The sequence below is a fragment of the Streptomyces sp. NPDC058664 genome (assembly GCF_042716635.1).
Taxonomy (GTDB): domain Bacteria; phylum Actinomycetota; class Actinomycetes; order Streptomycetales; family Streptomycetaceae; genus Streptomyces.
In genome coordinates this window covers 20,278-44,124 of record NZ_JBHXRW010000030.1, presented here as the reverse complement: position 1 = coordinate 44,124, position 23,847 = coordinate 20,278, and the positions used below count along the sequence as shown (strand labels likewise).

Here is a 23,847-nt window from a genome sequence, read left to right as displayed (position 1 = left end):
GTTCCATCGGAATTCGGATGGAAGCCATCAGCGGTGCGGAAGAGGCCCCGGAGACCCGGCGGAACTCCCGCGTCCGATCGGCGGGGAAGAAACCCTGACCAGGAACGGAGCGCCGTGGCCGCGACCGGGGAGACCCCGGTCGGCGGCGTGACGGACGACTCCTCTCAGCGGTAGAGCAGATACTCCTCCCGGACCGCCCGGAAGGCCGCCAGGTCCGCCTGCCACGCCCCGACGGTCTCGTCCACGCCCGCCCCGGCGTCGATCAGCGTCCGCACCCGGGTCGAGCCGGTCAGCTTGTCGATCCAGTGGTCCGCCCGCCACGCGAAGCCGGACCACGAGCTCCGGGCGGTGACCAGGAGCCCGATCCCGGTCCGTACCGGGTCGAAGGAGTCCCGGTCGTGGACGTGCAGCTGCACCCCGCCCACCGTCCTCCCCTGGAACTTGGAGAAGCTCGGCGCGAAGTACGCCTCCCGGAACCGCACCCCGGACAGGCCGAGCGCGTTCGCCGCCTCCGCCCACCGACGGTCGACCCCCTCGGCGCCGAGGAGTTCGAAGGGGCGGGTGGTGCCCCGGCCCTCGGACAGGTTCGTCCCCTCGAAGAGGCAGGTCCCGGAGTAGACGAGCGCGGTGTCCGGCGTCGGCATGTTCGGGCTGGGCGGCACCCACGGCAGCCCGGTCGCGTCGAAGAACTCCGTGCGCCGCCACCCCGTCATCCGGACCGTCTCCAGGGCGACGGGCGTGCTCAGGAACTCGGCGTTGAACAGCCGGGCCAGCTCCGCCACCGTCATGCCGTGCGCCTGCGCGATCGGCTCGCGTCCGACGAACGTGGCGAACGTCCGGTCCAGGACGGGGCCGAGCGCCGCCCGCCCGGTCACCGGGTTCGGCCGGTCCAGGACCACGAACCGCTTCCCGGCCAGGGCGGCGGCCACCATGCAGTCGTACAGCGTCCAGATGTACGTGTAGAAGCGGGCGCCGACGTCCTGGATGTCGAAGACGACCGTGTCCGCGCCGGAGGCGGTGAAGACGTCCGCCAGCGGCTGACCGCTCTTCAGGTACGTGTCGTAGACGGGCAGTCCGGTCGCCGGGTCGTCGTACCGGCCCTCGGAGCCGCCCGCCTGCGCGGTGCCCCGGAAGCCGTGCTCAGGGCCGAAGACGGCGACCAGGTCGACCCGTTCGTCGGCGTGCATCACGTCCACGACGTGCCGCGCGTCCCCGGTGACCCCGGTCGGGTTGGTGACGACGCCGACCCGTTCGCCGGCCAGGAGGGCGTACCCGTCGGCCGCGAGCCGCTCGAAGCCGGTCCGTACCCGGTGGCGGCCCGGCTGCCCGTCGGCCGCCGCGGCGCTCGGCACGGTGGCCGCCACCGCGCCGAGCGCCCCTCCGGCGGCCAGCAGACTCCGTCGCGACAGGCTCATGCGGAAACCTCCTCGATCGCCGTCCCCGGCCGGGGCGCGCGACATGGGCACGCACGCTAGCGCTCCTGACGCCTCCGGGGAACGAGGCGTGCGGGAACCGTGCGGCGCGCCTCTTCCGTCCCCCGCGCCCCACCCGCCTCCGCCCCCGCGCCCTCACTCGTCCCCGCCGCTCCGCCCCCGGCCCCTTCCCTCCTTACATACCGACCGGTTAGTCTGCCGTTCGGCACGTCAGGGTCGTCGTCTCGGAGAGGTGGATCACGCCATGGGCGCGGATACGAGCGGGAGCACGGGTACGAGCGTCGTCCAGGGCGCGGGAGTGGTCGTCACGGGAGCGGGCGGCGGCATCGGCGCCGCCCTCGCCCGCCGGTTCGCCGCCGAAGGCGCCCGGGTCGTCGTCAACGACCTCGACCCCGTCCGCACGAAGGCCGTCGCCGAGGAGATCGGCGCCCTCGCCGTCCCCGGGGACGCCTCCGCCGTCGTCGACGAGGCCCGCGAGGCCCTCGGCGGCACCGTCGACATCTGGTGCGCCAACGCCGGACTCTCCTCGCCCGGCGACGCCTTCGCCGACGAGGACGTCTGGGCCGCCGCCTGGGACGTCAACGTCATGGCCCATGTCCGCGCGGCCCGCGCCCTCCTCCCGCAGTGGCTGGAGCGCGGCAGCGGCCGGTTCGTCTCCACCGTCTCCGCCGCCGGACTGCTCACCATGATCGGCGCGGCGCCGTACAGCGTCTCCAAGCACGGCGCGTACGCCTTCGCCGAATGGCTCTCCCTCACCTACCGGCACCGCGGCCTCGCCGTCCACGCGATCTGCCCGCAGGGCGTCCGTACGGACATGCTCACCGCCGCGGGAACGGCCGGCGAGCTCGTCCTCGCCCCCACCGCCATCGAGCCCGAGGACGTCGCGGACGCCCTCCTCGACGCCATCGCCGCCGACCGCTTCCTCGTCCTGCCGCACCCCGAGGTCGCCGGCTACTACCGCAACAGGGCCACCGACCCCGAGCGTTGGCTCACCACGATGAACCACGTCCAGCAGGCCTGGGAGACGGGCACGCGATAGCCGGGGGAGCGGCGCGCGGCCGCCGCCGGGCGGGCCCGGAGCGGCCGATCCGCGGGCACCCGTAGGCGAGGGCCCCGGCGGATGGGAAGATCTACCGGCGGGAACGTGTTCCCGTGACCGAGAACGATCACCAAGGAAGGCGGCGGAGCATGGCCAGGACGACGGACGGGAGCGGCGCACCCGTCCCCCAGAGACTCCTCGCCGCCGCCACCCGGCTCTTCGCCGAGCGGGGCTACGACCGCACCTCCGTCCAGGAGATCGTCGAGGCCGCCGGGGTCACCAAGGGCGCTCTCTACCACTACTTCGGCTCCAAGGAGGACCTCCTCCAGGAGGTCTACGCGCGCGTCCTCCGCCTCCAGCAGGAACGACTCGACGCCTACGCCGACGCCGACGCGCCCATCGAGGACCGGCTCCGCGACGCCGCCGCCGACGTCGTCGTCACCACCATCGAGAACCTCGACGACGCCGCCATCTTCTTCCGCTCCATGCACCACCTCAGCCCGGAGAAGAACAAGCAGGTCAGAGCCGAGCGCCGCCGCTACCACGAACGGTTCCGCGCCCTGGTCGAGGAGGGTCAGCGGGCCGGGGTGTTCTCCTCGGCGACCCCCGCCGACCTGGTCGTCGACTACCACTTCGGCTCCGTGCACCACCTCTCCACCTGGTACCGCCCGGACGGCCCCCTCACCCCCGAACAGGTCGCCGGCCACCTCGCCGACCTCCTGCTGCGCGCGCTCCGTCCCTGAGGGGTCGTCCCTGAGGGGCCGCCGAAAACGGCGTGCCGGAGCGGCGGTGCCCTGTGATACTCCCCCGATGACGAACGACCCTTCCTCCGTACGGGACTCGCTGCACGGGCTCGCCTTCGGTGACGCCTTCGGCGACCGCTGGTTCGGCATCCTGCGCCGGGAGGGGCCCGCGGCCCTGGAAGCGCGCACGCCGCCCCGGGAGCCGCTGTGGCGATGGAGCGACGACACCGCCCAGGCACTCGCCCTCGTCCGGGAACTCGTCGAGGGCGGCGGTACGGTCGACCAGGACCGCCTCGCCCTGCGCTTCGCGGAGGCCTACGCCGACGACACGCACCGCGGTTACGGAGCCTCGATGCACGACGTGCTCCGTCGGATCGGCGCGGGCGGTCCCTGGCGGGAGGTGGTCGCCGGGCAGTTCGGCGGCCAGGGCTCCTGGGGCAACGGCGCCGCCATGCGGGTCGCCCCGCTCGGCGCCCCTCGACGCGGTCGTGGAGCAGGCGGCCCGCCAGGGCGAGGTCTCGCACCACCACCCGGAGGCGGTCTCGGGGGCGGTGGCGGTCGCCCTCGCCGCGGCGTTCGCGACCCGCAGCCGGGGAGGTCCCGCCCCGGCGCGGCCCGACTTCCTCCGCGCCGTCGCGGAACGGCTGCCCGACGGCGACGTCCGGTCGGGAGTGCGGATCGCGTCGAGGATGCCGGAGCGCACCTCGGTCCGGCACGCCGCGGAGGTCCTGGGCTCCGGGTACCGGATGTCCGGGCCCGACACCGTCCCCTACGCGCTGTGGTGCGCGGCGGGCCACCTCGACGACCTGCACGAGGGCATCTGGCGGACCGTCGAGGGGCGCGGCGACATCGACACCACCTGCGCCATCGCGGGCGGGGTGATCGCCGCTCGCACGGGCGTCACCGCCCTCCCCGCCTCTTGGCACGCGGCCCGCGAACCGCTCCCCCCGGTCGTGCCGGAGCAGGGGGAACGCGTCCGCGGGCCCGCGCCGCCCGCCCGTACCGCTACAGGTACTTCTTCAGCTCCCGCCGCGCCAGCGACCGCTGGTGCACCTCGTCCGGTCCGTCCGCGAGCTTCAGCGTCCGCGCCGCCGCCCACAGCTCGGCCAGCGGGAAGTCCTGCGACACCCCGCCCGCCCCGTGGGCCTGCACGGCCTTGTCGATGATGTCGACGACCGCGCGGGGGGTCGCGATCTTGATGGCCTGGATCTCGGTGTGGGCGCCCCTGTTGCCGACGGTGTCCATGAGCCAGGCCGTCTTGAGGACCAGGAGCCGCAGCTGCTCGATCGTCACCCGGGCGTCCGCGATCCAGTTCTGCACGACGCCCTGCTGGGCGAGCGTCTTGCCGAAGGCGGTACGGGAGACCGCGCGCCGGCACATCAGCTCCACGGCCCGCTCGGCCATGCCGATGAGCCGCATGCAGTGGTGGATGCGGCCGGGGCCGAGGCGGGCCTGCGCGATGGCGAAGCCGCCGCCCTCCTCGCCGATCAGGTTCGCGGCCGGGACGCGGACCCCGTCGAAGAGCACCTCGGCGTGGCCGCCGTGGGAGTGGTCCTCGTACCCGTACACCCGCATGGCGCGCCGCACCTCGACGCCCGGGGTGTCGCGCGGCACGAGGATCATCGACTGCTGGCGGCGGGGGTCCGGCCCGTCCGGGTCGGTCTTGCCCATGACGATGAAGATCTTGCAGTCGGGGTTCATCGCCCCGGAGATGTACCACTTGCGGCCGTCGACGACGTACGAGTCACCGTCGCGCCGGATCCGGGTCTCGACGTTCGTCGCGTCGGAGGAGGCCACCTCGGGCTCGGTCATCGCGAACGCCGAGCGGATCTCGCCCGTGAGCAGCGGCTCCAGCCACTGCTTCTTCTGCGCCTCGTCGCCGAACTGGGCGAGCAGCTCCATGTTCCCGGTGTCCGGGGCGGCGCAGTTGAGGGCGGTCGGCGCCAGGTGCGGGCTGCGGCCGGTGATCTCGGCGAGCGGCGCGTACTGCAGGTTCGTCAGCCCGGCCCCGTACTCCGCGTCCGGAAGGAAGAGGTTCCACAGACCCTGCCGCTTGGCCTCGGCCTTCAGCTCCTCGACCACCGCCGGGGTGTCCCAGGGCGAGGCGAGCAGGGCGCGCTGTTCCTCGGCGGTCTCCTCGGCCGGGTACACGTACGTGTCCATGAAGGCGAGGAGCTTGGCGCGGAGCTCCTCGGTGCGCGCGTCGTAGGCGAAGTCCATGGTGGTTCAGCCCTCCTGAAGGGTGGTCAGGCCGTGCTCGATGAAGACGGGGACGAGGTCGCCGATGCGGTCGAAGCCCGCGCCGACGGTCTGCCCGAGGGTCCAGCGGTAGTGGATGCCCTCCAGGATCACGGCGAGCTTGAACCAGGCGAAGGCCGTGTACCAGGCGAGGGCGGAGGTGTCGCGGCCCGAGCGGGCCGCGTAGCGCTCGACCAGTTCCGCGGTGCTCGGGTGCCCCGGGGCCGTGGCGGTGGTGGAGACGGGCGAGTCCGGCAGGCCGAGCGGCGTGCTGTACATGACGAGCAGGCCGAGGTCGGTGAGCGGGTCGCCGAGCGTGGACATCTCCCAGTCGAGGACGGCCCGGATGCGGTCGTCCCCGTCGATGAGGACGTTGTCGAGCCGGTAGTCGCCGTGGATCACCGTGGGCGGCGGCGAGACCGGCAGTGACCGGCCGAGGGCGGCGTGCAGCTCGTCGATCCCGGCCAGTTCGCGGCCGCGCGAGGCGTCGAGCTGCTTGCCCCAGCGGCGCAGCTGCCGGTCGAGGAAGCCCTCGGGGCGCCCGAAGTCGCCGAGCCCGACGGCGTCCGGGTCCACGGCGTGCAGGTCGACGAGGGCGTCGACCAGGCCGAGGACGGCGGCGCGGGTGCGCTCGGGGCCGAGCGGGGCGAGTTCACGGGCCGAGCGGTACGGCGTCCCCTCGACGAACTCCATGACGTAGAAGGGCGCCCCGATCACGGACTCGTCCTCGCAGAGCAGCAGCGTCTCGGGGACGGGCACGTCCGTGGCGTGCAGCGCGCTGATGACACGGTGCTCGCGGCGCATGTCGTGGGCGGTGGCGAGGACGTGGCCGAGCGGCGGCCGGCGGACGACCCAACGGCCGGTGCCGTCGGTGACGACGTACGTCAGGTTCGACCGGCCGCCCTCGATCAGCCGGGCTTCGAGGGGGCCGGACACCAGGCCGGGGCGCTCGCGGTCGAGGAAGCGGCGCAGCTGCTCGGGGTCGAGACCTGGCGGCGGGGCGGAACTCATACGTGCGTACCTCCGGATCGGCTTCGGTCGGCGTTCATGATGACCGACCAGTCGGTATGTCGTCCAGGGGGAGTACGGAAAGGGCCTGACGCGCTCTGGCGGTTCGGTCGTGTCCATGAATAGGGTTCACATATGGATGCGAAGTTGATCGTCGACGAAGTCCGGCTCACCCCGATCCTCATCTCCGACCCGCCTCTTCTCAACGTCCAGGGAGTCCACCAGCCCTACACGCCCCGGCTCGTGGTCGAAGTGATCACCAGGGGAGGGGTGAGCGGTCTCGGCGAGACCTACGGCGACACCGTCTACCTGGACCTGGCCCGGCCGCTGGCCGAGGCGCTGCCGGGCCACCCGGTCACGGACGTGAACACCCTCTTCGCCCTGGCCGCGGCGGTCGATCCGACGGCGACCACCTCGGCAACCGCCGATCCGGCAACCGCCGATCCGGCATCCGCCGATCCCGCGTCCGCCGATCCCGCGGCGGCTCGTCCCGCCGTGGTCCATCCAGGCGTGGCCGTCCCGCAGCCCGACGCGGGTGTGGACGCCGGCGGACTGCGCGGAGTCCGTACCGCCGAAAAGCTCCGCCTCTCCGTCGTCTCCGCCTTCGAGACCGCCTGCCTCGACGCCCTCGGCAAGACCCTCGGCCTGCCCGTTCACGCCCTGCTCGGCGGCAAGGTCCGCGACAGCGTCGAGTACAGCGCCTACCTCTTCTACCGCTGGGCCGCCCACCCGGGCGCGGACGCCCCGGCGGACGACTGGGGCCCGGCCCTCGACCCCGCCGGCATCGTCGCCCAGGCCCGCCGCTTCGACCGCGCGTACGGCTTCCGTTCCTTCAAGCTGAAGGGCGGGGTGTTCGAGCCCGAACGGGAGATCGCCGCGATCCGCGCGCTCGCCGAGGCGTTCCCCGGCCGCCCGCTCCGGCTCGACCCCAACGGCGCCTGGTCCGTGGAGACCTCGCTCGCCGTGGCGCGCGAACTCAAGGACGTGCTGGAGTACCTGGAGGACCCCGCGAGCGGTACCGGCGCCATGGCCGAGATCGCCGCCCGCACCGACGTGCCGCTCGCCACCAACATGTGCGTGACCACCTTCGAGGAGGTCCCGGAGGCCTTCGCCGAGGGGGCGGTACGGATCGTCCTCTGCGACCACCACTACTGGGGCGGACTGCACCGCACCCGCGAACTCGCCGCGCTCTGCCGGACGTACGGTGTCGGGCTCTCCATGCACTCCAACACCCACCTGGGCATCAGCCTCGCCGCCATGACCCAGGTCGCCGCGACCCTGCCCGAGCTCCACCACGCCTGCGACACCCACTACCCGTGGCAGACCGAGGACGTCGTGACCACCCGCCCCGCCTTCCGGGACGGTCGGCTCACCGTCTCCGACGCCCCCGGCCTGGGCGTCGTACTCGACCGGCCGGCCCTCGCCGCCCTGCACCGCCGCTGGCTCGACGACGACGGCACCCTACGGAACCGCGACGACAGGGCGGCGATGCACGCCGCGGATCCGGACTGGACCCCAAGCAAGTGGTGACCCTTCGTCGTGGGCATTCGTTCCGCTGGGGCGGAACGGGTGGGCACAACGGAACGACGCCCTGGCGGGCGCCTCCGCCCCTTGTGCCCGAACCCGCGCCCAAGGCCCCGCACCCCGCCGCCGCCCGCCCAGGGGCTACGCGTGACAGGCCACCTGCTCCCCGCCGTTCATCGCCGCCATGTCCCCGAAGACCCGCACCGGGTCGAGCGGCGAGCCCTCCGGAAGGCCGTCGAGCTCCGCGTACGCCCGGTGCAGGTTCGCCACCAGCCGCTCGCTCTCCCGCCACGCGGCGAACTCGCCGAGCTCCGCCCGCCGCGCCGTCTCCAGCGGCGCGGCGCCCTTCGCGTACCCCTCGGCGGCCAGTTCCCGCACCCGGAGCAGGTACCGTTCCGTCGCGTCGTACACCGAGGGGTCGGCGACGGGCCCGTGCCCCGGCACCACGGTCGGGGCGTCCAGCGAACGCAGCAGCTCCAGGGCGCGCAGCGAACCGGAGAGCGAGCCCATCGGCAGGAACGGCGTCCCGCCGTGGAAGACCAGGTCGCCGGTGAACACCACGCCCTGCTCCGGGAGATGGACGATCGAGTCGCCCGTCGTGTGCGCGGGGCCCGGGTGGATCACCCGCACCTCGATGTCCCCGACGTACAGGGTCAGCCGTCCCTGGTAGGTGACGGAGGGCGGCCGGATGTCGATCTTCCCGAAGTCGGTCCGCGGCCACAGCAGGTGGAGCTGGTGCCCGGCCGCGAGCTGCTCGCTCCGGCAGTTCTCGTGACCCACGATCCGCGCCTCCGGCAGGAACACCCCGTTGCCGTAGGTGTGGTCGCCGTGGTGGTGGGTGGAGACGATGGTCCCCGGCAGCGGAAGCCCTTCGGCGAGCACCGCCTCGCGCAGCAGCCGCGCCCGCCGCTCGGTGGCGGCGGTGTCGACGAGCAGTGACTCGCGCGCGTCCCCGAGGAAGCCGGCGTTGTTCAGGCACCAGCCGCCGTCGGGTTGGACGAAGGCGTGGACGTTCGGAGCGAGCGTGACCACGTAGGGGTCGGTGGCAGACACAGGGATTCCCCCGGTTGAGAGCCCGACTGGACAGGCGCAGCCTGCCAGCCGGCTCCGGTCCGGGGGAAGGCGGCACGGCTCAGTGGTCGTCCCAGTGGCCGTCGTGGGCCGCATGCCGGTGCCCGTCGTGCACGTAGTCGACGTGGTCGCCGTGCGTCACCGCCCGGTGCCCGCACTCCGGCCCGTGCTCGTGCGCGTGCCCGTCGTGGGAGACGTGGCCGGACTTCTCGCACTCGTCCCAGTGCCCGGAGTGCTCGCGGTGCAGATGCCCGTCGTGCGCGTAGTCGACGTGGTCCTCGTGGGTCACCGCCGGGTGGCCGCAGTCCGCGCCGTGGGTGTGGCTGTGGGTGGCGTGCTCATGGTGGAGAACGGTCATGACATGGCCTCTGTGAGGGGTCGGCTGACCCACCCAGGCTAGCCTCGTGCGTCCCTCTCGTCCCGGTATGCCCCTCTCGTCCGGCCTGTCGCCCTCACTGTGGGGCCCGGTCACCAGATCATCGCCGCGCCGAGGACGGCGAGCGCGATCGTGCACACCGCCGCGAGCAGCGCGCCCCGGTGCGAGAGGGGGTCCGGCCGGGCCGCGTCCAGGACGCGGATGCGGCGGTGGGCGACGGCCAGGAACGCCACCCACACCAGCGCCGACAGGGCGAGCGCTGTCGCGTCGGCCGCCGTGATCTCGTCGGGTACGGCCACCTTGACGGCGAGCACCGCCACCACCGTGCAGGACAGGGTCGTGCGCCGCCACGCGAGCCGGGTCCGCTCCGGCTGGAGTCCCGGGTCGCGGGCCTCGGCCACCTCCCGGCCCGGATCGCGGGCCCCGGTCACCGATCGGCCCAGCCGAAGACGACGACCACCACCATCGCGAGGGCCACCAGGGCCACCGCGAGGCTCAGCACCGCCGGGAACCGGGAGACGGGCAGGTCCTCGCCGCGCCGCATGGCCCGCTCGCAGCGCACCCAGTGGTTCACCGCGCGCAGGGCGCAGAGCACACCGGCCACGAGCAGGCCCACCGCGAGCCCGACCCGCACCCCCCAGCGCAGGTCCGGCAGGAACTGGTCGACGGCGAACCCGCCGCCGACCAGTGCGAGCGCGGTCCGGATCCAGGCCAGAAAGGTCCGCTCGTTGGCCAGGGAGAAACGGTAGTCGGGGGTCTCGCCCTCGTCCCTGATCCGCCGGGGCGCGAACCACAGCCGCAGGCTCTGTACGAAATCGCTCACACGCGCACCCTAGGGGGTCTCCGGATCAAGGCCGGGCCCGCGGCGTCCGGCACGTCCCGTCCCGCCGGCCGTCTCCCGGGCCCGCAGCCGCTCGTACGCGGCGAGCCCGTCCGGCACCCACTCCCACTCGCGCAGCCGCCCGGCCAGTTCCTCCTCCGTCAGGAAGGCGTGCCAGGCGACCTCCTCGGCCTGCGGGTCCACGGGCAGCTCGCACCGCACCTCGTACACCGCCGACCACCACTTCCCGGCCACGCCCCCGGAGTCGTACAAGAAGGTCAGGACGGGCTCGGGGCGGGGCAGCCCCCGCACCCCGAGCTCCTCCTCGGCCTCGCGCAGCGCGGCCTCGTCGTAGGACTCGCCCGCGCCGACGACCCCGCCGACGAACATGTCGTACATCGAGGGGAAGACCAGCTTCGTCGGCGTCCTGCGGTGGACGAAGACCCGTCCCTCGGCGTCCCGGACCCGGACGAAGACGCAGCGGTGGATCAGGCCCCGCGCGTACACCTCACCGCGCGGGGCCTGTCCGGTCACCCGGTCGTTCTCGTCGACGACGTCAAGGAGTTCTTCGGCGCTCATGCCGCCATCCAACCAAACGGATCCGACCGGACGACCGGACGACCGGACGCGCCCGCGGGCTCACTGCCCCATGACGTACTTCACCGTCGGACCGGTGGTCCAGCCGCCGTCCACCGCCAGCTCCGCGCCGGTCACGTACGAGGCGGCGTCCGACAGCAGGAAGACGACCGCGCCGGCGATCTCGTCGGCCTCGCCCACCCGGCCCATCGGCGTGTTCGGGTACTTGCCCGCGCCGCGCTCGATGCCGACGGAGGCCGTCATCGGGGTGTACGTCATGCCCGGGTGGACGGAGTTGACGCGGATCCCCGCCGTGCCGAGCTCCACCGCGCCGATCTTCGTCAGCCCGCGCACACCCCACTTGGAGGCGCCGTACCCGGCGGTCAGGGCGAGGCCCATCAGGCCCGCCGCGGAGGAGATGTTGACGATCGAGCCGCCGCCGGCCTCCTTCATCGCCGGGATCGCGGCCTTCATGCCGATGAAGACGCCCGTCAGGTTGATGTCGAGGACCTTGCGGAAGTGCTCGACGGACTCGGTCTCCAGGAAGGCCCCGGTGGAGATGCCCGCGTTGTTGACCAGGCCGTGCAGCCCGCCGAACTCCGCCACCGCGTACGCGACGGCCGCCGCCCACTCCTCCTCGGAGGTCACGTCGTGGTGGAGGAAGCGGGCCCGCTCGCCGAGCGCGTCGGCGGTCGCCCTGCCGTCCTCGTCGAGGACGTCGGTGATCACGACGTTCGCGCCGGCCCCCACCGCCTGCCGGGCGGCCTCGGCGCCCAGGCCGCGGGCGCCGCCGGTGACGAGGACGGTCCTGCCGGTGAGGTCGTTCATGAGGGGTCCTTTCGGTGGTGCGCCCGCTCCGGCCGTGCGGCACGCAGCAGGGCGGTGGTGGTCTCGATCAGGTCGGCGAGGAAGAGCGCCTCACCGGTGAGGGGTTCGGTGCCGTCGAGGTACTGCCGGGCCCGGTCCGCCATCGCCGCGCCCACCACGGTGAGCGCCAGGTCGAGGCGTTCCAGGAGCAGGGGCTCGGGCAGCCCGTCGGCGGCCAGGCGGTCCGCGATCCGCTCGATCAGACGCCAGTAGCCGGTGCCGGCGAGCGTGGGATGCGGGGTGCGGGTGCGTACCCCGCTCTCATGGCTGAGCTGCGCGGAGATCCGGAGGCAGCGGCGGCCCCTGTCGGTGCGCAGCTCGCTCGCCTCGGCCGTGACGAGGGCCGCGACCAGGGCGCGCAGCTCGTCGGGGGCGGCCGCGAGCAGCGGGGCGAGCACGCTCTCCGTCCGTGTCTGGCGGCCGGCCATCACCGCGTCGATCAGCCCGCCGCGCGAACCGAAGTGGTACTGCACGGCGGAGGGATTGGCCTGCCCGGCCAGGGCCACGACGTCCCGCAGCTGTGCGCCGTGGACGCCTTGGGCGGCGAAGAGCTCCTCCGCCGCGCGGATCAGTCTGTCCCGGGTCTCGGGCCCCGATGTCCTCGCCATGCATGCATGTTAATGCTCGGCATTAGAAAATGGGAGAGGGGTCGGGGCGGTGAAACGGTTGACTCGATACATCCGTGTATCCAAGATGCGGTCCATGTCCTACGACGCTGATGTGATCGTGATCGGGGCCGGCCTCGCCGGGCTCGTCGCCACCGCCGAGCTGGTCGACGCCGGCCGCACCGTGATCCTCCTCGACCAGGAACCCGAGCAGTCCCTCGGCGGCCAGGCCCACTGGTCCTTCGGCGGCCTCTTCCTCGTCGACTCGCCCGAACAGCGCAGGATGCGCGTCAAGGACAGCCACGCACTCGCCCTCCAGGACTGGTACGGCACCGCCGGCTTCGACCGGACCGAGGACCACTGGCCGAAGAAGTGGGCGGAGGCGTACGTCGACTTCGCCGCCGGTGAGAAGCGCTCCTGGCTCCACGCGCGCGGGGTGCGCTTCTTCCCGGTCGTCGGCTGGGCCGAGCGCGGCGGCTACGACGCCACCGGCCACGGCAACTCCGTCCCCCGCTTCCACATCACCTGGGGTACGGGCCCCGGCCTCGTCGCCCCCTTCGAGCGCAAGGTCCGCGAGGGCGTCGCCCGCGGCCTCGTAAAGCTCCGCTTCCGCCACCGGGTCACCGGCCTCGGCCGCACCGCCGGAGCCGTCGACACCGTCACCGGCGAGATCCTGGAACCCTCCACCGTCGCCCGGGGCACCGCCAGCACCCGCACGCCCACCGGAACCTTCGAACTGCGCGCCCAGGCCGTGATCGTCACCTCCGGCGGCATCGGCGGCAACCACGACCTGGTCCGCGCGCAGTGGCCCGAGCGCCTCGGCACCCCGCCCGCCCGGATGCTCTCCGGAGTGCCCGCCCACGTCGACGGCCTGATGCTCGGCGTCGCCGAGAAGGCCGGCGCCCGCCACATCAACCGCGACCGGATGTGGCACTACACGGAGGGCATCGAGAACTGGAATCCCATCTGGGCCCGGCACGGCATCCGCATCCTGCCCGGCCCCTCCAGCCTCTGGCTGGACGCGACCGGCAAGCGGCTGCCCGTGCCGCTCTTCCCCGGCTTCGACACCCTCGGCACCCTCGAACACATCATGCGGACCGGCCACGACCACACCTGGTTCGTGCTCGACCGGCGGATCATCGGCAAGGAGTTCGCCCTCTCGGGCTCGGAGCAGAACCCCGACCTGACCGGCAAGTCGATCCGCGACGTCATCGGGCGCGCGCGGGCGGACGTGCCGGGACCCGTGAAGGCGTTCATGGACAAGGGCGTCGACTTCGTCGTCGAGAACGACCTCTCCGCCCTGGTCCGGGGCATGAACCGGATCACCGGCGAGGACCTGATCGACGAGACGGCGCTACGCCGGGAGATCACCGCCCGCGACCGCGAGATCGTCAACCCCTTCACCAAGGACCTCCAGGTCACGGCGATCCACGGCGCCCGCCGCTATCTGGGCGACAAGCTCATCCGCACGGCGGTCCCGCACCGCATCCTCGACCCCAAGGCGGGCCCGCTGATCGCCGTACGCCTCAACATCCTCACCCGCAAGTCCCTCGGCGGCCTGGAGACCGACCTCGACTCCCGCGTCCTCACGGAGGGCGGCGAACCCCTGGAGGGCGTCTACGCGGCGGGCGAGGCGGCCGGCTTCGGCGGCGGCGGCGTCCACGGCTACCGCTCCCTCGAAGGCACCTTCCTCGGCGGCTGCGTCTTCTCGGGCCGGGCGGCGGGCAGGGCGGCGGCGAAGGCGGTCGGCTGACGCCCGGCGGCGAAGGCGGTCGGCTGACGTCCCGGAAGAAGGCGGTCAGCCGACACCGGGGGAGAGGGACTCCGCGCCGGGCGCGAGCGCCTCCACCACCCGGAACCGCTCCACCACCACCATCGTCCCGTCGTCCACCACGAACCCCGGGTCCCCGAGCCCCTCCCGCATCTCCTCGCTGTGCCAGAAGCGCTCATGGGCCTCCCGCCAGTCCGCGACCGACAGGAACCCCTCGCCCTCGTCGAGCGCGAGCCGGAGGTCCGCCTCGCCCAGGGGCAGCACGCGGACCTCCGTCACCTCCACGACCGCGACCTCACGCCCGTCCGAGTCGATGAGCGCCGAGCGCTCGCCCGCCTCCGGCAGCTCCTCGTTCTCGACCTCGTACTCCACGAGGAGCCCGGTGGTGGCCGTCTTCTCGCCGGAGAGGACGGCGGCGACGAGCCGGTCGCGGAGGGGGCCGGGAAAGGCGAGGAGAAAGGGCTTGAGCGCGTGAGGGCCGGTCATGGCCGACAGTCTGTCAGCCACGACCGGCCCTCATCGCCGGTCACGCCCGGTCACAAGCGGGTGCTACAGCACCAGCGAGAGCAGCAGCACGAACACGATGCCGACGACCGAGATGATCGTCTCCATCACCGACCAGGTCTTGATCGTCTGGCCGACGTTCATCCCGAAGTACTCCTTCACCAGCCAGAACCCGGCGTCGTTGACGTGGCTGAAGAAGAGCGAACCCGCGCCGATCGCGAGGACGAGCAGCGCCGTCTCACCCGTCGACATGCCCGCCGCCAGCGGAGCCACCAGGCCCGCCGCCGAGATCGTGGCGACCGTCGCGGAGCCCGTGGCGAGCCGGATCGCGACCGCGATCAGCCAGGCGAGCAGCAGGGCCGGGATGGACCAGTTCTTGGAGAAGTCCAGGATCATCTGGCCGACGCCGATGTCGATCAGGGTCTGCTTGAAGCCGCCGCCCGCGCCGACGATCAGCAGCACGCCCGCGATCGGGGCGAGGGACTTCTCGACGGTCGAGGACAGCCGTTCCTTGGTGAAGCCGGCCGCGCGGCCCAGGGTGAAGAGGGCCACGATGACGGCGGCGAGCAGCGCGATCAGCGGCGAGCCGATGACGTCGGTGACCTTCTGGACGCCGTTCTCCGGGTCGTCGACCACGATGTCGACGAGCGCCTTGACCAGCATCAGGACGACGGGCAGCAGCACGGTCGCGACGGTGACGCCGAAGCCGGGGCGCTTCTCCAGGTCCTCCGACGGACGGGTCGGGATCATGTGCTCCGGGGCCGGGATGTCGACCCAGCGGGCGGCGTACCGGGAGAACAGCGGACCGGCGATGATCACCGTCGGTATCGCGACGACGAGACCGAGGGCGAGCGTGACGCCCAGGTTGGCGCCGACCGCGTCGATCGCGACGAGCGGGCCGGGGTGCGGCGGGATGAGCCCGTGCATCACGGAGAGTCCGGCGAGGGCCGGGATGCCGATCCGCATCAGGGAGTAGTTGCCGCGCTTGGCGACCATGAGGACCACCGGGATCAGCAGCACGATGCCGACCTCGAAGAAGAGCGGCAGGCCGATCACGGAGGCGATGAGGACCATCGCCCAGGGCATGGCCCGGCCGCCGGCCTTCGCCAGGATCGTGTCGACGATCTGGTCGGCGCCGCCCGAGTCGGCGAGCAGCTTGCCGAGGATGGCGCCGAGCGCGATCAGCACGCCCACGCCGGCCACGGTGGCGCCCAGGCCGGTGGTGAACGACTTGATCGTGTCGGCGAGCGGGGCACCGGCGAACGCGCCGAGCGCGAGCGACCCGATGGTCAGCGCCAGGAACGCGTGCAGCTTGAACTTGGTGATGAGCAGGACGATGACGGCGATGCCGGCGAGTACGGCGATGCCCAGCTGGGCGTTGCCGGCCGAGGTGATCGGTTCGACGGCGTCCGCTGCCAGGGTCTCGACGCTGAGACTGGTCACGGGGGTTCCTCGGGGTCAGTGGGTGAGCCGGCGCAGCGCGACGACGGCGCGGGCGGCGATTTCTTCGGGGGTGCCGGAGACGTCGACGGCGACGCCGGCCTCGTCGGCCTGCAGCGGCTGCAGGGTGGCGAACTGGGAGTCGAGGAGCGCCGTCGGCATGAAGTGGCCCTGGCGGGCCCCCATGCGCCGTTCGATGAGCTCCCGGTCGCCGGTCAGATGGAGGAAGACCACACCGGGGGCCGCGGCGCGCAGCCGGTCCCGGTAACTCCGCTTCAGCGCGGAGCTGCTCACCACCCCGCCGAGCCCGGCCCGGTCGTGCGCCCACTTCCCGATGGCGTCGAGCCAGGGCTCACGGTCGGTGTCGTCCAGGGGGGTGCCGGCCGACATCTTGGCCACGTTGGCCGGCGGGTGGAAGTCGTCGCCCTCCGCGTACGGGAGGTCCAGCGCTTCGGCGACCAGCGGGCCGATCGTGGTCTTGCCGGTCCCGGCGACGCCCATCACGACGACGACCGGGGGGTGGGGGGTGCTCATGGGTGGTGCCTCGCTGTCTTCTTCGACATCGATCCGTCGCGCTCATGAAACCCATTGGGTACGACGTATTCAAGAGGCTGTGACATAAAAGTAGTACTTTTAATTCCCGATGTGATCACCTGCGCGGCCGCGCATAGGCTTGCCGCCATGACGACACCGGCCCCGGGGCTCCACTCACACGTCCTCGCCGCCCTGGGTCTCGCGATCACCGCGGGGGAGTACCCCCCGGGCACCGTGCTGCGCACCGACGAGCTCGCCCAGCGCTTCGACGTCTCCCGGACCGTGGTCCGCGAGGTCGTCCGGGTCCTGGAGTCCATGCACCTCGTCGAGTCCCGCCGCCGCGTCGGCGTGACCGTCCTTCCCGCGGCGAGCTGGAACGTGTACGACCCCCAGGTCATCCGCTGGCGCCTGGCCGGCGCCGACCGGCCCCGTCAGCTCCGCTCGCTCACCGTGCTCCGCTCGGCCGTCGAACCCGTCGCCGCCGGCCTGGCCGCGGAGAACGCCACCCCCGAGCAGTGCCGCGAGCTCACCGAACAGGCCCTCGGCATGGTCGCCACCTCGCGCGGCCGACGCCTCGAGGAGTACCTCGTCCACGACATCGCCTTCCACCGGGTCGTGCTCAACGCCTCGGGCAACGAGATGTTCGCCCGCCTCGGCGACGTCGTCGCCGAGGTCCTCACCGGCCGCACCCACCACCACGTGATGTTCGAGGACCCCGACCCGGCCGCCGTCACCCTCCACGTCCAGGTCGCCGAGGCCGTACGGGAACGGGACGCGGCCCGCGCCGAGGAGCTCACCCGCCAGATCGCGGTCGGCGCCCTCCGGGAACTGGACGTCCTGGCTCCGTAGGAAGTCGTAAGGTGCCGGTCAGGCGCTCGTAAGCCGCCCGTAAAGCTCTGAACTAGCTCAAATATGGGCGTTCAGTGACATGCGCCACAGTCAGTCGGCGCCCCTTGCCGTGAGGATGTCCGCTGGCCGTGCCGGGAGACCCCCACGAGGCACGGCCGGGTACCGCACAGCCCCCTCACGAAGGCGAACAACTCCATGAGTGACCGCGTCACCGCGGCCGACCCGCTGTCCGCCGCACCGGCGAACCCGGCCGCCCCCCACGTCGACGCCGGCGACGCCGGATACCGCAAGGACCTCAAGTCCCGGCACGTCAACATGATCGCCATCGGCGGAGCCATCGGCACCGGCCTCTTCCTGGGCGCCGGCGGCCGGATGTCCCAGGCCGGACCCTCCCTCTTCATCGCCTACGCCGTCTGCGGCGTCTTCGCCTTCCTCGTGGTGCGGGCCCTCGGCGAGCTGGTGCTCTACCGCCCCTCCTCCGGCGCCTTCGTCTCCTACGCCCGTGAGTTCATGGGCGAGAAGGGCGCCTACACGGCCGGCTGGCTGTACTTCCTCAACTGGTCGACCACCGCCGTCGCCGACATCACCGCGGCCGCCACCTACGCCCACTTCTGGTCGATGTTCAGCGACGTCCCGCAGTGGATCCTCGCCCTGATCGCCCTCGCGGTCGTCCTCGCCGCCAACCTCATCTCCGTGAAGTACTTCGGCGAGATGGAGTTCTGGTTCGCGATCATCAAGGTCGGCGCCCTCGTCGTCTTCATGCTCGTCGGCATCTTCCTCGTCGTGACCTCCCACGACATCGGCGGCCATACCCCGGGCATGGCCACCATCACCGACAACGGCGGCATCTTCCCCAGCGGCGTCATGCCGATGCTGCTGCTCATCCAGGGCGTCGTCTTCGCCTACGCCTCCGTCGAGCTCTGCGGCGTCGCCGCCGGCGAGACCGAGAACCCCGAGAAGATCATGCCGAAGGCGATCAACTCGATCATGTGGCGCGTCGGCCTCTTCTACGTCGGCTCGGTGGTCCTGCTCGCCCTGCTCCTGCCGTACACGGCCTACTCCGGCGACCAGAGCCCCTTCGTCACCGTCTTCGACAAGCTGGGCGTCCCCGGCGCCGCCGGCGTGATGAACCTCGTCGTCCTCACCGCCGCCCTCTCCAGCCTCAACTCGGGCCTGTACTCCACCGGCCGCATCCTGCGCTCCATGTCGCTGGCCGGCTCCGCGCCCAAGTTCACCGGCGTCATGAACCGGGGCGGCGTGCCCTACGGCGGCATCCTGCTCACCGCCGGCTTCGGCGTCCTCGGCGTCGGCCTCAACTACGTCATGCCCGACGACGCCTTCGAGCTGGTCCTGAACTTCGCCTCCATCGGCATCATCGGCACCTGGGCCATGATCATGGTCTGCTCGCTCCTCTTCTGGCGCCGCGCCCAGGAGGGCAGGGTCACCCGCCCCGGCTACAACCTGCCCTGGGCCCCGTACACCCAGATCGTGACCCTGGGCTTCCTCGGCTCCGTCCTCGTCCTCATGTGGATGGACGGCGGCGTCGGCCGCACCACCGTCGCCTGCCTGCCGCTCATCGCGGCGGCCCTCGTCGGCGGCTGGTTCCTGGTCCGCCGCCGGGTCCGCACGACCGCCGCCACCCACCGGGACTGACCTCCCCCACGGGATCCGGCGAGTCCCCCGCAGGCACTGCCTGCGGGGGACTCGCCTTTTGTCAGGAGATAGTGGTACGCAAGAGCCTTACAAGATCCGGTCGGAGGAAGGGAAGTTCGCGATGCCGCAGCACGTCCAGGGGGTCATCGCCCCCGGCAGGAACGAACCGGTACGGGTCGAGACGATCGTCATCCCCGACCCCGGCCCGGGCGAGGCCGTCGTGAAGATCCAGGCCTGCGGCGTCTGCCACACCGATCTCCACTACAAGCAGGGCGCCATCAACGACGAGTTCCCCTTCCTCCTCGGCCACGAGGCCGCCGGAATCGTCGAGTCGGTCGGCGAGGGCGTCACCGACGTCGAGCCCGGCGACTACGTGATCCTCAACTGGCGCGCGGTGTGCGGCCAGTGCCGCGCCTGCCGGCGCGGCCGCCCCTGGTACTGCTTCGACACCCACAACGCCCGGCAGAAGATGACCCTCCTCGACGGCACGGAGCTCTCCCCGGCCCTCGGCATCGGCGCCTTCGCCGAGAAGACCCTCGTCGCCGCCGGCCAGTGCACCAAGGTCGACCCCGCCGTCGCCCCCGAGATCGCGGGCCTCCTCGGCTGCGGCGTGATGGCCGGCATCGGAGCCGCGATCAACACCGGGAACGTCGGCCGCGGCGACACCGTCGCCGTCATCGGCTGCGGAGGCGTCGGCGACGCGGCGATCGTCGGCTCCCGCCTCGCCGGAGCCGCGAAGATCATCGCCGTCGACATCGACGACCGGAAGCTGGAGAGCGCGCGGACGATGGGCGCGACCCACACCGTCAACTCCCGCACCACCGACCCCGTCGAGGCGATCCGCGAACTCACCGGCGGCTTCGGCGCCGACGTCGTCATCGAGGCCGTCGGCCGCCCCGAGACGTACCGGCAGGCCTTCTACGCCCGCGACCTCGCCGGCACCGTCGTCCTCGTCGGCGTCCCCACCCCCGAGATGAAGCTCGAACTCCCGCTCCTCGACGTCTTCGGCCGCGGCGGCGCGCTCAAGTCCTCCTGGTACGGCGACTGCCTGCCCTCCCGCGACTTCCCCATGCTCGTCGACCTGCACCAGCAGGGCCGCATCGACCTCGGCGCCTTCGTCACCGAGACCGTCGGCCTCGACGACGTCGAGAAGGCCTTCGCCCGCATGCACGAGGGCGACGTCCTGCGCTCGGTGGTGGTCTTCTGATGGCCGCCCGCATCGACCACCTCGTCACCTCCGGCACCTTCAGCCTCGACGGCGGCACCTGGGACGTCGACAACAACGTCTGGATCGTCGGCGACGACACCGAGGCCATCGTCATCGACGCCGCCCACGACGCCGACGCCGTCCTCGCCGCCCTCGACGGCCGCGCCCTGCGCGCCATCGTCTGCACCCACGCCCACGACGACCACATCGACGCCGCCCCCGCGCTCGCCGCCGCCACCGGCGCCCGCATCCTGCTCCACCCCGCCGACCAGCCGCTGTGGAAGCTGACCCACCCCGACCACAGCCCCGACGGCGACCTCGCCGACGGCCAGGTCCTCACCATCGCGGGAACGGACCTCACGGTCCTCCACACCCCGGGCCACGCGCCGGGAGCGGTCTGTCTGCACGCCCCCGAGCTCGGCACGGTCTTCACCGGCGACACCCTCTTCCAGGGCGGCCCCGGCGCCACCGGCCGGTCCTTCTCGGACTTCCCGACGATCGTCGACTCGATCCGAGACAAGCTCCTGACCCTGCCGCCGGAGACGGTGGTCCGCACCGGCCACGGCGACACGACGACGATCGGCGCCGAGGCCCCCCACCTGGAGGAGTGGATCAACCGAGGCCACTGAGAGCCAGCCGGCTCTCGAAACACCTCGCCACACCCGTGAACGGGTCGGTGAACTCCAGCCTCCGCGCGAGCAGTTGCAGCGGACGCGAGAAGTCCTCCGGCCCGTCCTCGCGCACGACGGGATAGACCGGGTCGTGCAGGAGCGGCAGCCCCAGGGCGTTCATGTGCACCCGCAGCTGATGCGTGCGGCCGGTCTCCGGCACCAGCCGGTACCGCCCGAACCCTCCGGAACGACCGAGGAGCTCGACCCGGCTCTCGCTGTTCGGCTCACCCGGCACCTCACGGGCGGCCATCACCCCCCGCTCCTTCTCGATCCGGCTCCGCACGGTCACCGGCAGCCCGACCGCCGGATCGTACGGCGCCACCGCCTCGTACTCCTTGCGCACGAGCCGGTCCCGGAACAGCGTCTGGTACGCCCCCCGGTCCTCCTCCCGCACGACGAACAGCACGAGCCCCGCGGTCAGCCGGTCCAACCGGTGCGCGGGCTGCAGACACGGCAGCCCCAGCTCCCGCCGCAACCGGGCCATCGCGGTCTCCGTGACGTGCCGCCCCCGGGGCATCGTCGCCAGGAAGTGCGGCTTGTCGGCGACCACGATCCGCTCGTCCCGGTACACCACCCCGACCGGGAAGGGCACCGGCGTCTCGACGGGAAAGTCCCGGTGGAACCAGAGGTACCGCCCCACGGTGTACGGCTCGTCCCCGCCGACGGGACCGTCCGTCCCCACGAAACGGCCGCTCAGCAGCATGTCCTCGACCCGCGCGGCACCGATGGCACCCGCGTACCGGTCGAGCAGGTGCTCCCGTACGGTCCCCCAGCCCCCCTCGGGGTCCTCAGGCAACCGCACCCGCACCGGATCGATCCCGTCCCGCTGGGGGAGGGGCGAAGAGGGGGCCTTGGATCTGCGTCGCACCGGGTCCTACCGCCGTAACGAGAAAGACCCCACATGATGTGGGGTCTTTCGCTGGTGTCCGAGGGGGGACTTGAACCCCCACGCCCGATAAAGGGCACTAGCACCTCAAGCTAGCGCGTCTGCCATTCCGCCACCCGGACAAGGTGTCTGTCTTCCTGGCCGCTGGGGCCTTCCGACGAGGAAAACCATAGCAAACATTCGGGGTGGTCGATCACCACCCCCGGCCGCCCCCGTCCTGTGACGGGCGCGTGTCGGACGAGGGCCGCCCTTGGGCGCGGAGGGGGGCGCGCGGGAGGATGGGGCGAGCACCGAAGCAATCACGTGGGGCACGTAGTGGGAGGAAGCAGCGTGAGCGAGTCGAACACGGGCCGAAGCGTCACCGCCGAGAGTGAGGTCGTGGACCTCTGCAGCGACCTCATCCGCATCGACACCAGCAACTACGGCGACCACTCCGGCCCCGGCGAACGCGCGGCGGCCGAGTACATCGCCGAGAAGCTCGCGGAGGTCGGACTCGAACCGACGATCATCGAGTCGCACCAGGGGCGGGCCTCCACCGTCGCCCGCATCGAGGGCGAGGACCCGTCGCGGCCGGCCCTCCTCATCCACGGCCACACCGACGTCGTCCCGGCCAACGCCGAGGACTGGACCCACCACCCCTTCTCCGGGGAGATCGCCGACGGCTGCGTCTGGGGCCGCGGCGCCGTCGACATGAAGGACATGGACGCGATGACCCTCGCGGTCGTACGCGACCGGCTGCGCAGCGGCCGCAAGCCCCCGCGCGACATCGTCCTCGCCTTCCTCGCCGACGAGGAGGCCGGCGGCACCTACGGAGCCCGGCACCTGGTCGACAAGCACCGGGGCCTGTTCGACGGGGTCACCGAGGCCATCGGCGAGGTCGGCGGCTTCTCCTTCACCGTCAACGAGAACCTGCGCCTCTACCTGGTCGAGACGGCCCAGAAGGGCATGCACTGGATGCGTCTCACCGTCGAGGGCACGGCCGGTCACGGCTCGATGACCAACGACGACAACGCGATCACGGAGCTCTGCGAGGCCGTCGGCCGCCTCGGCCGCCACCAGTGGCCGGTGAGGGTCACCAAGACCGTGCGCTCCTTCCTGGACGAGCTCTCGGACGCGCTCGGCACCCCCCTCGACCCCGAGGACATGGACGGCACCCTCGCCAAGCTCGGCGGCATCGCCAAGATGGTCGGCGCCACCCTGCGGAACTCCGCCGCCCCCACCATGCTCGGCGCCGGCTACAAGGTGAACGTGATCCCCGGCCAGGCCACCGCGCACGTCGACGGGCGCTTCCTGCCCGGGTACGAGCAGGAGTTCCTCGCCGACCTCGACCGGATCCTCGGGCCGAAGGTGAAGCGCGAGGACGTGCACGGCGACAAGGCCCTGGAGACCAGCTTCGACGGCGCCCTGGTGGACGCCATGCAGCTGGCGCTGCGCGCCGAGGACCCGATCGCCCGCGCCGTGCCGTACATGCTCTCCGGAGGCACCGACGCCAAGTCCTTCGACGACCTCGGCATCCGCTGCTTCGGCTTCGCCCCGCTCCAGCTGCCGCCGGAGCTCGACTTCGCCGGCATGTTCCACGGCGTGGACGAGCGGGTGCCGGTGGACGGCCTGAAGTTCGGCGCCCGGGTCCTGGACCGCTTCATCGACGCCTGCTGAATTCGGGCGCGCGTTTGCATATGACCAGAAAGAGTGAATGAACACAGGGGCTCGTAGCCCCCTCCCTTCCCCCTCGTTACAGGTGTGCGGTCCGCGGCTGGGGCCGCCTTGCCAACTAGGAGGAACAATGTTCAAGAAGGTCGCCGCTGCCGCGGCTGCCACGGGCGGTCTCGTTCTCGCGGGTGCGGGCATGGCCGTTGCCGACTCGGGCGCCCAGGGTGCTGCCATCGCTTCCCCCGGTGTCCTCTCGGGCAATGTCGTCCAGGTGCCGATTCACGTTCCCGTGAACCTGTGCGGCAACACGGTCAACGTGATCGGCCTGCTGAACCCCGCCTTCGGCAACACCTGCGTCAACGCCTGACGTTGTGCCTCGCCC

Annotated in this window: 24 protein-coding genes, 1 tRNA gene and 1 pseudogene; 11 read left to right on the top strand and 15 right to left on the bottom strand. The window is 72.1% G+C overall.

From position 1 onward, the window contains the following. Positions 1 to 164 precede the first annotated feature (164 nt). Positions 165 to 1,415, bottom strand: a complete 1,251-nt coding sequence (locus ACFWUY_RS23935) for an exo-beta-N-acetylmuramidase NamZ domain-containing protein (protein WP_384112405.1) — start codon at positions 1,413 to 1,415, stop codon at positions 165 to 167. Between the two features lie 262 nt (positions 1,416 to 1,677). On the opposite strand from ACFWUY_RS23935, the gene ACFWUY_RS23930 reads away from it, so the two are divergent. From ACFWUY_RS23930 to ACFWUY_RS23920, 3 genes and pseudogenes are all read left to right on the top strand, one after another. After that, on the top strand, positions 1,678 to 2,472 hold the full coding sequence (locus tag ACFWUY_RS23930; protein WP_384112402.1) for an SDR family oxidoreductase: 795 nt from the start codon (positions 1,678 to 1,680) through the stop codon (positions 2,470 to 2,472). Positions 2,473 to 2,621: 149 nt separating this feature from the next. Continuing rightward, positions 2,622 to 3,215, top strand: a complete 594-nt coding sequence (locus ACFWUY_RS23925) for a TetR/AcrR family transcriptional regulator (protein ID WP_384112399.1) — start codon at positions 2,622 to 2,624, stop codon at positions 3,213 to 3,215. 67 nt (positions 3,216 to 3,282) lie between these two features. Continuing rightward, positions 3,283 to 4,162, top strand: a pseudogene (locus ACFWUY_RS23920) (ADP-ribosylglycohydrolase family protein); the annotation flags it as partial. A gap of 58 nt (positions 4,163 to 4,220) precedes the next feature. On the opposite strand, the gene ACFWUY_RS23915 reads toward ACFWUY_RS23920, so the two are convergent. Then, the gene (locus tag ACFWUY_RS23915; protein WP_384112396.1) at positions 4,221 to 5,435 is read right to left on the bottom strand and encodes an acyl-CoA dehydrogenase family protein; all 1,215 of its coding nucleotides are present in this window, start codon (positions 5,433 to 5,435) and stop codon (positions 4,221 to 4,223) included. A 6-nt stretch (positions 5,436 to 5,441) separates the two neighbouring features. After that, the gene (locus ACFWUY_RS23910; protein ID WP_384112391.1) at positions 5,442 to 6,464 is read right to left on the bottom strand and encodes a phosphotransferase; all 1,023 of its coding nucleotides are present in this window, start codon (positions 6,462 to 6,464) and stop codon (positions 5,442 to 5,444) included. Positions 6,465 to 6,596: 132 nt separating this feature from the next. On the opposite strand from ACFWUY_RS23910, the gene ACFWUY_RS23905 reads away from it, so the two are divergent. Next, positions 6,597 to 7,991: an enolase C-terminal domain-like protein gene (locus ACFWUY_RS23905; protein ID WP_384112388.1), complete on the top strand. Its 1,395-nt coding sequence runs from the start codon at positions 6,597 to 6,599 to the stop codon at positions 7,989 to 7,991. Positions 7,992 to 8,126: 135 nt separating this feature from the next. On the opposite strand, the gene ACFWUY_RS23900 is transcribed toward ACFWUY_RS23905, so the two are convergent. From ACFWUY_RS23900 to ACFWUY_RS23870, 7 genes are all read right to left on the bottom strand, one after another. Further along, complete coding sequence (locus tag ACFWUY_RS23900) at positions 8,127 to 9,038, bottom strand: MBL fold metallo-hydrolase (protein WP_384112384.1); 912 nt, start codon at positions 9,036 to 9,038, stop codon at positions 8,127 to 8,129. 79 nt (positions 9,039 to 9,117) lie between these two features. After that, positions 9,118 to 9,414: a hypothetical protein gene (locus ACFWUY_RS23895; protein WP_384112379.1), complete on the bottom strand. Its 297-nt coding sequence runs from the start codon at positions 9,412 to 9,414 to the stop codon at positions 9,118 to 9,120. 110 nt (positions 9,415 to 9,524) lie between these two features. Further along, a complete protein-coding gene (locus ACFWUY_RS23890; protein WP_384112374.1) occupies positions 9,525 to 9,863 on the bottom strand; it encodes a DUF202 domain-containing protein in 339 nt (112 codons plus the stop codon). Then, positions 9,860 to 10,255 (bottom strand): YidH family protein, encoded by a 396-nt coding sequence (locus tag ACFWUY_RS23885; RefSeq protein WP_384112368.1) that lies wholly within the window; start codon positions 10,253 to 10,255, stop codon positions 9,860 to 9,862. The genes ACFWUY_RS23890 and ACFWUY_RS23885 overlap by 4 nt, the downstream gene beginning before the upstream one ends. Positions 10,256 to 10,264: 9 nt before the next feature. Continuing rightward, positions 10,265 to 10,831, bottom strand: a complete 567-nt coding sequence (locus tag ACFWUY_RS23880; RefSeq protein ID WP_384112365.1) for an NUDIX hydrolase — start codon at positions 10,829 to 10,831, stop codon at positions 10,265 to 10,267. Positions 10,832 to 10,891: 60 nt separating this feature from the next. Next, positions 10,892 to 11,656 (bottom strand): glucose 1-dehydrogenase, encoded by a 765-nt coding sequence (locus ACFWUY_RS23875; protein ID WP_384112362.1) that lies wholly within the window; start codon positions 11,654 to 11,656, stop codon positions 10,892 to 10,894. Continuing rightward, positions 11,653 to 12,303 carry a TetR/AcrR family transcriptional regulator gene (locus ACFWUY_RS23870; protein WP_384112359.1) on the bottom strand — a complete coding sequence of 217 codons (651 nt, stop codon included), beginning with the start codon at positions 12,301 to 12,303 and terminating at the stop codon, positions 11,653 to 11,655. Before ACFWUY_RS23870 ends, ACFWUY_RS23875 begins: the two co-directional genes overlap by 4 nt. A 94-nt stretch (positions 12,304 to 12,397) precedes the next feature. Here ACFWUY_RS23870 and ACFWUY_RS23865 point away from each other — a divergent pair, with 94 nt between their 5' ends. Further along, positions 12,398 to 14,053 carry an FAD-binding dehydrogenase gene (locus tag ACFWUY_RS23865; protein WP_384112356.1) on the top strand — a complete coding sequence of 552 codons (1,656 nt, stop codon included), beginning with the start codon at positions 12,398 to 12,400 and terminating at the stop codon, positions 14,051 to 14,053. Between the two features lie 45 nt (positions 14,054 to 14,098). Here ACFWUY_RS23865 and ACFWUY_RS23860 read toward each other — a convergent pair whose 3' ends face one another. From ACFWUY_RS23860 to ACFWUY_RS23850, 3 genes are all read right to left on the bottom strand, one after another. Beyond that, entirely contained in the window at positions 14,099 to 14,557 is a 459-nt protein-coding gene (locus ACFWUY_RS23860; RefSeq protein WP_384112351.1) for an ASCH domain-containing protein, read from the bottom strand. 63 nt (positions 14,558 to 14,620) lie between these two features. Next, on the bottom strand, positions 14,621 to 16,018 hold the full coding sequence (locus ACFWUY_RS23855) for a gluconate:H+ symporter (RefSeq protein ID WP_384112349.1): 1,398 nt from the start codon (positions 16,016 to 16,018) through the stop codon (positions 14,621 to 14,623). A 15-nt stretch (positions 16,019 to 16,033) separates the two neighbouring features. Further along, complete coding sequence (locus ACFWUY_RS23850; RefSeq protein WP_384112346.1) at positions 16,034 to 16,549, bottom strand: gluconokinase; 516 nt, start codon at positions 16,547 to 16,549, stop codon at positions 16,034 to 16,036. A 147-nt stretch (positions 16,550 to 16,696) separates the two neighbouring features. Here ACFWUY_RS23850 and ACFWUY_RS23845 point away from each other — a divergent pair, with 147 nt between their 5' ends. The 4 genes from ACFWUY_RS23845 to ACFWUY_RS23830 all read left to right on the top strand — a co-directional run bounded on the left by ACFWUY_RS23845 (position 16,697) and on the right by ACFWUY_RS23830 (position 20,887). Beyond that, positions 16,697 to 17,398 (top strand): FadR/GntR family transcriptional regulator, encoded by a 702-nt coding sequence (locus ACFWUY_RS23845; RefSeq protein WP_384112343.1) that lies wholly within the window; start codon positions 16,697 to 16,699, stop codon positions 17,396 to 17,398. A gap of 195 nt (positions 17,399 to 17,593) precedes the next feature. Further along, the gene (locus ACFWUY_RS23840; protein ID WP_384112340.1) at positions 17,594 to 19,051 is read left to right on the top strand and encodes an amino acid permease; all 1,458 of its coding nucleotides are present in this window, start codon (positions 17,594 to 17,596) and stop codon (positions 19,049 to 19,051) included. Between the two features lie 121 nt (positions 19,052 to 19,172). Beyond that, positions 19,173 to 20,258 carry an S-(hydroxymethyl)mycothiol dehydrogenase gene (locus ACFWUY_RS23835; protein ID WP_384112338.1) on the top strand — a complete coding sequence of 362 codons (1,086 nt, stop codon included), beginning with the start codon at positions 19,173 to 19,175 and terminating at the stop codon, positions 20,256 to 20,258. Continuing rightward, a complete protein-coding gene (locus ACFWUY_RS23830) occupies positions 20,258 to 20,887 on the top strand; it encodes an MBL fold metallo-hydrolase (RefSeq protein ID WP_384112335.1) in 630 nt (209 codons plus the stop codon). The genes ACFWUY_RS23835 and ACFWUY_RS23830 overlap by 1 nt, the downstream gene beginning before the upstream one ends. Here the strand turns inward: ACFWUY_RS23830 and ACFWUY_RS23825 are convergent. Further along, on the bottom strand, positions 20,871 to 21,797 hold the full coding sequence (locus ACFWUY_RS23825) for a pseudouridine synthase (protein ID WP_384112333.1): 927 nt from the start codon (positions 21,795 to 21,797) through the stop codon (positions 20,871 to 20,873). The genes ACFWUY_RS23830 and ACFWUY_RS23825 overlap by 17 nt on opposite strands. A gap of 52 nt (positions 21,798 to 21,849) precedes the next feature. Further along, a tRNA-Leu gene (locus ACFWUY_RS23820) sits at positions 21,850 to 21,937 on the bottom strand. Positions 21,938 to 22,145: 208 nt separating this feature from the next. On the opposite strand from ACFWUY_RS23820, the gene ACFWUY_RS23815 reads away from it, so the two are divergent. Both ACFWUY_RS23815 and chpH read left to right on the top strand, forming a co-directional pair. After that, complete coding sequence (locus ACFWUY_RS23815; RefSeq protein ID WP_384112330.1) at positions 22,146 to 23,471, top strand: M20/M25/M40 family metallo-hydrolase; 1,326 nt, start codon at positions 22,146 to 22,148, stop codon at positions 23,469 to 23,471. 127 nt (positions 23,472 to 23,598) lie between these two features. Then, entirely contained in the window at positions 23,599 to 23,832 is a 234-nt protein-coding gene (gene chpH, locus ACFWUY_RS23810) for a chaplin ChpH (RefSeq protein WP_384112327.1), read from the top strand. Positions 23,833 to 23,847: the final 15 nt, after the last annotated feature.

What these genes read in the sequence shown, in the direction of transcription:
- ACFWUY_RS23905 (WP_384112388.1), top strand. Translation starts at nt 6,597, where the DNA reads ATGGATGCGAAGTTGATCGTCGACGAAGTCCGGCTCACCCCGATCCTC.
- ACFWUY_RS23910 (WP_384112391.1), bottom strand. Translation starts at nt 6,464, where the DNA reads ATGAGTTCCGCCCCGCCGCCAGGTCTCGACCCCGAGCAGCTGCGCCGC.
- ACFWUY_RS23895 (WP_384112379.1), bottom strand. Translation starts at nt 9,414, where the DNA reads ATGACCGTTCTCCACCATGAGCACGCCACCCACAGCCACACCCACGGC.
- ACFWUY_RS23845 (WP_384112343.1), top strand. Translation starts at nt 16,697, where the DNA reads ATGACGACACCGGCCCCGGGGCTCCACTCACACGTCCTCGCCGCCCTG.
- chpH (WP_384112327.1), top strand. Translation starts at nt 23,599, where the DNA reads ATGTTCAAGAAGGTCGCCGCTGCCGCGGCTGCCACGGGCGGTCTCGTT.
- ACFWUY_RS23875 (WP_384112362.1), bottom strand. Translation starts at nt 11,656, where the DNA reads ATGAACGACCTCACCGGCAGGACCGTCCTCGTCACCGGCGGCGCCCGC.
- ACFWUY_RS23880 (WP_384112365.1), bottom strand. Translation starts at nt 10,831, where the DNA reads ATGAGCGCCGAAGAACTCCTTGACGTCGTCGACGAGAACGACCGGGTG.
- ACFWUY_RS23835 (WP_384112338.1), top strand. Translation starts at nt 19,173, where the DNA reads ATGCCGCAGCACGTCCAGGGGGTCATCGCCCCCGGCAGGAACGAACCG.
- ACFWUY_RS23925 (WP_384112399.1), top strand. Translation starts at nt 2,622, where the DNA reads ATGGCCAGGACGACGGACGGGAGCGGCGCACCCGTCCCCCAGAGACTC.
- ACFWUY_RS23850 (WP_384112346.1), bottom strand. Translation starts at nt 16,549, where the DNA reads ATGAGCACCCCCCACCCCCCGGTCGTCGTCGTGATGGGCGTCGCCGGG.
- ACFWUY_RS23830 (WP_384112335.1), top strand. Translation starts at nt 20,258, where the DNA reads ATGGCCGCCCGCATCGACCACCTCGTCACCTCCGGCACCTTCAGCCTC.
- ACFWUY_RS23860 (WP_384112351.1), bottom strand. Translation starts at nt 14,557, where the DNA reads ATGACCGGCCCTCACGCGCTCAAGCCCTTTCTCCTCGCCTTTCCCGGC.
- ACFWUY_RS23865 (WP_384112356.1), top strand. Translation starts at nt 12,398, where the DNA reads ATGTCCTACGACGCTGATGTGATCGTGATCGGGGCCGGCCTCGCCGGG.
- ACFWUY_RS23870 (WP_384112359.1), bottom strand. Translation starts at nt 12,303, where the DNA reads ATGGCGAGGACATCGGGGCCCGAGACCCGGGACAGACTGATCCGCGCG.
- ACFWUY_RS23840 (WP_384112340.1), top strand. Translation starts at nt 17,594, where the DNA reads ATGAGTGACCGCGTCACCGCGGCCGACCCGCTGTCCGCCGCACCGGCG.
- ACFWUY_RS23915 (WP_384112396.1), bottom strand. Translation starts at nt 5,435, where the DNA reads ATGGACTTCGCCTACGACGCGCGCACCGAGGAGCTCCGCGCCAAGCTC.
- ACFWUY_RS23935 (WP_384112405.1), bottom strand. Translation starts at nt 1,415, where the DNA reads ATGAGCCTGTCGCGACGGAGTCTGCTGGCCGCCGGAGGGGCGCTCGGC.
- ACFWUY_RS23930 (WP_384112402.1), top strand. Translation starts at nt 1,678, where the DNA reads ATGGGCGCGGATACGAGCGGGAGCACGGGTACGAGCGTCGTCCAGGGC.